The sequence below is a fragment of the Phaeovulum sp. genome (assembly GCF_041596715.1).
Lineage (GTDB): Bacteria > Pseudomonadota > Alphaproteobacteria > Rhodobacterales > Rhodobacteraceae > UBA6213.
The window spans coordinates 1-6,040 of sequence record NZ_JBFHIA010000194.1; the positions used below are offsets into that span (position 1 = coordinate 1).

Here is a 6,040-nt window from a genome sequence, read left to right on the forward strand (position 1 = left end):
AGCGGCGCTGGTCGATTACCCGGTGATTTCGTCCTCTGGTGGCATACCGCTGATTGGCGCACCCGAAGGTGGCATGGCGCAGGGCAAATGGTATGCGATGGAGGGCAGCAGTGGCGTTTACGCAAGCGTCGTGCAACCCGCTAAAATCAGCCCCGACATTCTCAACCGCCCCAACGAAACCAACTGGCTTGACGATGTGGAACGCTGGGCGACCGCCTACCTCGTCGCCTTCGATCTGTCAGAGTTCGACGTGGGCTACGAGGTGGGCACTGATCACCCGGCGCTGAACTGGTCGCCGCGCCCCTCGGGCTCTGGGCGCGATAACCGCCTGCCCGGCCCTGACGGCATCGCCTCGAGCACGCCACTGGTAACGCTGGGCATGATCAGCCCGTCGCAAGCCAAGCGTGTGGCCGCCACCTTTACAGGCGGCTACAAGCGCGAACATGGTGCCTTCAAGTTTGGTGATCTGGCCTTTAGCTACTTTGGGCACCACTACGGTTTTGTGGTGAATGGCACAGTGCTAAGCAAGCTCGTGCCCGACCTTTCGACGATCTATGTGCTCGACGATGGCACTATCGGTATGCGCACTTGGACCGCCGAGGATGATGTGCTGTTGCCGCAGATCCGTTTCGCGCGCCAGAACGGCGTGCCACTGATCGCCCCCGATCCTGCCACAGGCGAATCCGTACCCGGTCCGCTAGTGCGGGCTTGGGGCCCCGGTAACTGGTCCGGTTCGGCCGAGGCGCAGTTGCGGACCTTGCGATCCGGCGCGTGCATGAAAACCGTGCAGGGCCGCCAGATGCTGATCTACGCCTATTTCTCGACCGCAACACCCTCGGCGATGGCGCGGGTTTTTCAGGCCTATGGCTGCGAATATGCGATGCAGCTCGACATGAACTCGGTCGAACATACCTATCTTGCCGTTTACACCCCCAAGCCCGAGGGGGGCTTGGAAATATCGCATCTGGTGAAAGCCATGCGCGACATCGATGCGCGCGCCAATGATGGCACTCGTCTGCCGCGTTTTGTGGCATACTCGGACAACCGTGATTTCTTTTACCTGTTGCGCAAGGTGCCACCATCATGAAACCACTGTCGCGTATTCTAGCCGGTCTTGCGATTGTCTTTGCACTCGCCCCTCTCGGCAGTGCGGCACAGACGATCTCCGATTTGAATGAACAGATGTTTGAGGACATGCGCACAGGCCGCAAGGTCAGTGCCGCCGAAGTAGCGCGGATCAAGGAAATCTTCGCCCGTTCCAACTACATCGGACAGGGCAACCCGGCGGTAACGCGCCACCCCATGAGCCCCGCCGAATGCGCCGCGGGCCTTCCGGGCGGCATCCGCTATTACGACAACGCGCGCTTCGAGCAGATCTGTGGCGAAAAATATATGGCCCCGCTATACGATCCGCGCACGCAAAGCGCCTCGCAGGCTACTGCCTGTATCGACCAGTTCGAATATCCCAACGTGCCCTGCACTTACCCCGTGGTATGGGTGAAAGCGTCAGAGGCGGCACAAATCTGCGCGGCTGAAGGCAAGCGGCTTTGCGACGCGCATGAATGGGAAGGTGCCTGCGCAGGTGCGCTAGAGGCACCCGACTATCGTTTCGATCTGGCAAGCGGCGTATCGCCCTCTACCGCCGTTGCGCGAATGCAAGCAGCGCATAACGCCAAATACGAACCGCAACGCGCTTGGGCCTATGGGGCGACATATCAGCCCGGTGTCTGCGCGGGCGGCAGCTTCAAGAACGCCTCATGCAATGGCGGCAACTTTTCGGGCTGCGGCTCGAACACCTACCCCACTGGCAGCTTTCCCGGCTGCACGGGCCAGTTGAAAGTCTACGACCTGCATGGCAACGCGGCCGAACATATGAACCTGCCGCTCGATCCTTCGCAGATGACCTCGCTCGGCTCTACCACGCTGGGTGTCACCGAAATGAAGGGAAGCTGGTTCATCTGGGATTCGATCCGCGCGCACCCCGAATGGTGCCGCTGGCGCGCGCCGTTCTGGCACGGATCTTCGGTGATGTCTTCGGGCAGCCACTCGAACTACCATCTGGGCTTTCGCTGCTGCAAGTCGATCTGATCCGAGGGCGCGGGCCCAAGGGCCGGGTCAGCGCGTGTAGAGCGACGCGAGCAGCATTTCCGATTGCGCGATCGGCCCTTCAGAGCTGAGGATCTGCGCGTAGCTGGGATCTTCCAGCAGGTCGGTCAAAGCAACCGCACGACCGTTCAGATAGGCGGTCTGGCTGACAAGCCGCACACCGTGGCTGTAATCAGAATAGTGCTGTCCGTGCACCGTTGTCAGCGGCTGAATCGGGCGGCCATTGGCCTGATGCCAGCCATAGATCGCAACCTGCCCGGGGGCCCGCCGCAAGGCATTGGTCAGCACCAGATCTTTTTTGATCCCAGCCACCAAGGCACCGCTGCTCAGGTTCGACGAAAGGATCTGGTTGTCGATGGTGGTATTGTGCTCGCGCAGGTAACTAGTCGATGTCATCTGCGGGCCGGCCTGCATTGGGCGCGGCGTCAGTTGAAGCGCCGCCTGCGCAAAGATCGCATCGACGATGCGGGTGGTCGGCAGCATGAAGCCAAGGCTATCGGCGATCTGCGCGGCCTCGGGCAGACCCATCGGCACACGCAGAAAATCATCATCGTCGCCCACCGCCACATAATCAGGTGTTACGCATACCGTGATTGTGACGGCTTTGCCGGTTGCGGCAGTGCCGCTGAGGCTGACCGGAATGAGGTTCCGCAAGAACTGCGGCACGTTGCCGGACAGAACCTCGCGCGCGATCAACTGGTCACGCGCGACACCGCTGACATTCGCCAGCGTGGTGCCAAACTCGTTCCCGCCCACCGCGTTGTTTGAACGGCGCGGAATGCCGCGCGACAGTTTCGATGTGCAGTCGGCGGCTACTGGTGAACGGGCAAGTGCATCGGCAAGCGCGCCCGTATTCGGTGCCACCGGTTCGCGCAGCGCCACGGTCTGCACCACTTCGGGTGCGGCGGCGACTGCACCCGCAGCTTGGCGCGCGGCCACCGCCGCCGCAGCGGCCAGCAGCACCTTTGCCGGGCGCGTTTCTGGCATGGGCGAGCTGGCGGGTGCCGCAGACTGTGCCGCGACAACGACAGGCGCGGCGGCGGGCGCTTGCGCGCTGGCAAGCACCGTATCGGCCTGCTCGTACGGGCGCGGCGCGGGTGTCGCAGCCACCAACGAAGCCGCGGCAACCGGGTTGGCTTGCGGGCGCGGGGTGGGTTGCGGCATTGTCGGCGCAGCGGCCAAGACGCGCTCTGGGCGCGGCAGCGGGCGGGCAGGCGCAGCTAGCGCAGCAATGGCATCGGGGCGCAGTGCAGGGCGTGGGGTATCGGCACCGGGCACCGCAACATCAACGACGAAAGCCTCTGGCGCAATCGGTGCCAGCACCTCGGCCGAAGGCAGCGGCAGCGCGGTGACGATAGTGACCGTGGCGCTGGCTGCGGCCTCAAACTCGGGCGCGGATTTGCTGCTCATCGTCACCACCGTAGATGTAGCCAGCGGCGGCAGCGCGACAAATGAAATCGGCTCTTCGCGCCGGATCACCGGGTCCGCCTGCAACCCTATCACGGCGGCAACCAATGCCTCAGGCAGTTCTGGCGATATAGACAGCGGGCGCGGCAGCACCATTTGCGACGGCGCAGGCGCGGCCACGCTGACCGGCGGGCTACGCAGCACAACAGCTAGCGTCATAGCCGCGGCTGTGCCCGTTAGCAGTATCGCAGCACTTGCCAGCAGGGCACCACGGTGCTTTGGCCAGACACCCGCATTGGGCACCCGCAGGTCGCGCGTCATATCAAATATTTTCACGTGTGCTTTTCCGGTCACTGTCCCTTGAGCATCAACTACCTCTGATATTGGTTAAGATCAAGTTATGTAGGCGGAATCTGGCCTATCCCGCAAAGAAGCACCCCGCGAGGAACAGCGGCCCTCCAACATTTTTTTCATTTTTACGCTGCGTCGCAGCACACTTAACCGCGACTCATCCGGGGTATTTTGCCAGCGCGGCGGCAAAAAGCGCCTCGTCCACATTCCCGCCAGACCCGATCGCCACCACGTCCGCCGCGATCTCGGGCAAAAACAACGCCGCCGCCAGTGCCACTGCACCACCCGGTTCAAGCACGACTCGCAGATGCCGGAACGCCAGAACCATCGCTTCCATCGCCTGTTCGTCGGAAACGGCAAGCCCCGGCCCACAAAGCCGATGCAGGATCGGGAAGGTCAGCACCCCCGGTGCCGGCGTGACGATGGCATCACAGACCGAACCCGAAAGCCGCGCGTTGCGCTCGATCCGCCCGGCAGCCAAAGATCTGGCGGTGTCATCAAAACCCATCGGCTCTACGGTGCGCACGCGCGCACCGCTGCCTTCCAGCGCCAGCGCAATTCCCGCACTCATGCCGCCGCCGCCGCAGGGCACCAATATCTCGCCCTGCCAGCCCTCGGGCAGATCGTCCAGCAGCTCCAACCCGATGGTCCCTTGCCCTGCAATCACCATCGGATCATCAAATGGCTTGACCAGCGTCAACCCACGCGCCTCGGCCATGCGCGCACCAATCGCGTCGCGGTCGTCAGTGGCGCGGTCGTATAGCACCACCTCGGCACCCAGCGCGCGCGTGTTGGCAATCTTCACCGCTGGCGCATCTGCGGGCATCACGATCACCGCGCTTGCCCCAAAGGCCGCAGCGGCACGCGCCACACCCTGCGCATGATTGCCCGAACTATACGCGATGACACCACGCGCCCGCGCCTCGGGCGCCAGTGCCGATAGCGCCGACCAGCCCCCGCGCGCCTTGAAACTGCCAGTGTGTTGCAGGCATTCCGCCTTCAGCCACACCCGCCGCCCCGCCAAGGCATCCAGCGCGGCTGAACTCAGCAACGGCGTCTTGCGCACATGCGCACCAATCCGCCCCTGCGCTGCCAGAACGTCGCTGCGGTTCATGCCATCACCTCCAACCAAGCCGAAATCGCCGCCACCGCCTCGGGTTCGTCAAGAAACGGAACATGCGCGCGGTCGGGCACTTCGGCAAAGATCATGTCAGGCCTACGGCGACGCATCTCGGCGGCGTTCGCGGTGCCGAGCAGGTCCGAATTGGCACCCCGGATCAGCGCCAGCGGCAAGCCTGCGCATGCGTCAAACAACGGCCAAAGATCAGCCTCCGGCCCCTTGAAGGCATCAAGAAACGCTTCGCGAAGCGCCGGATCATAGCGCAGCGCCAGCCCCTGCCCGGTTTCGATATAGTGGTGCCGCACTTCCTCACGCCAGCGACTGGCCGGAACATTCGCGAAACCCGGCATCAACCCCGGCAGCATCCCGGCCAGATCGTCCCAGCTTTTGGCGCGCGGCACCCGACCGACATAGTCGAAAATCCGCTCCAGCCCTTTTCGTTCCAGCGCGGGGCCAACGTCATTCAGACAAAGCCCCTGCAACCGCGCCTTCGCGGTCGCGGCAAGAAACATGCCAATCAGACCACCGCGCGACGTGCCGATGATCGCCGCGCGCTCGATCCGCAAATGGTCCATCAACGCCAGCACATCGCGCGCCTCTTGCGGCACGGTATAGGTTTTTGCGCCAGTCCAGGCAGAACCGCCTCGACCGCGATAATCGGGGCGGATCAACCGCACGCCCTTGGGCAGATGCGGCGCAAGATAGTCAAAATCGCTGCCGCTACGCGTCAGCCCGGCAAGCGCGATCAGCGGCAAACCTTCGCCTTCGTCGGTAAAATCAAGGCGGGCGCCATCAGCGGCGGTAAAGAAATCAGGCACTTTGGGCAAGCTCCGGGATAGAAGAGAGGTCTGGCAACTGGTGCTGGGGGCGGGAAGGCAGGCGATCCATCGGCAGACCGGCGCGGTTGACCCAGGCGGTGGTAAAACCAAAACCCGCCGCAAAAGCCGCATCCCAGCCGTTGGAGGAAACGAATAGAACCTCGTCATTGCGGCACCCGAAATGCTCGGGCACCAGCGCATAAACCGAGGCATCGGGTTTGAACACGCCAACGCTTTC

Annotated in this window: 4 protein-coding genes and 2 pseudogenes; 2 read left to right on the forward strand and 4 right to left on the reverse strand. The window is 63.2% G+C overall.

What is annotated here, in order from left to right; translation table 11 throughout:
• A pseudogene (locus ABY403_RS12460) lies at positions 1 to 1,087 on the forward strand (hypothetical protein); the annotation flags it as partial.
• Entirely contained in the window at positions 1,084 to 2,088 is a 1,005-nt protein-coding gene (locus ABY403_RS12465) for an SUMF1/EgtB/PvdO family nonheme iron enzyme (RefSeq protein ID WP_372841148.1), read from the forward strand. The pseudogene ABY403_RS12460 and the gene ABY403_RS12465, both read left to right, overlap by 4 nt.
• A 27-nt stretch (positions 2,089 to 2,115) precedes the next feature.
• On the opposite strand, the gene ABY403_RS12470 is transcribed toward ABY403_RS12465, so the two are convergent.
• The 4 genes and pseudogenes from ABY403_RS12470 to ABY403_RS12485 form a co-directional block, all read right to left on the reverse strand.
• Positions 2,116 to 3,849 (reverse strand): hypothetical protein, encoded by a 1,734-nt coding sequence (locus ABY403_RS12470; protein WP_372841149.1) that lies wholly within the window; start codon positions 3,847 to 3,849, stop codon positions 2,116 to 2,118.
• A 172-nt stretch (positions 3,850 to 4,021) separates the two neighbouring features.
• On the reverse strand, positions 4,022 to 4,978 hold the full coding sequence (locus ABY403_RS12475) for a threonine/serine dehydratase (RefSeq protein ID WP_372841150.1): 957 nt from the start codon (positions 4,976 to 4,978) through the stop codon (positions 4,022 to 4,024).
• Positions 4,975 to 5,802, reverse strand: a complete 828-nt coding sequence (locus ABY403_RS12480) for an alpha/beta fold hydrolase (RefSeq protein ID WP_372841151.1) — start codon at positions 5,800 to 5,802, stop codon at positions 4,975 to 4,977. The genes ABY403_RS12475 and ABY403_RS12480 overlap by 4 nt, the downstream gene beginning before the upstream one ends.
• Positions 5,795 to 6,040, reverse strand: a pseudogene (locus ABY403_RS12485) (haloacid dehalogenase); the annotation flags it as partial. The gene ABY403_RS12480 and the pseudogene ABY403_RS12485, both read right to left, overlap by 8 nt.

Bases quoted from the DNA above. Each gene is read 5' to 3' on its own strand.
- ABY403_RS12465 (WP_372841148.1), top strand. From the start codon at position 1,084: ATGAAACCACTGTCGCGTATTCTAGCCGGTCTTGCGATTGTCTTTGCA.
- ABY403_RS12475 (WP_372841150.1), bottom strand. From the start codon at position 4,978: ATGAACCGCAGCGACGTTCTGGCAGCGCAGGGGCGGATTGGTGCGCAT.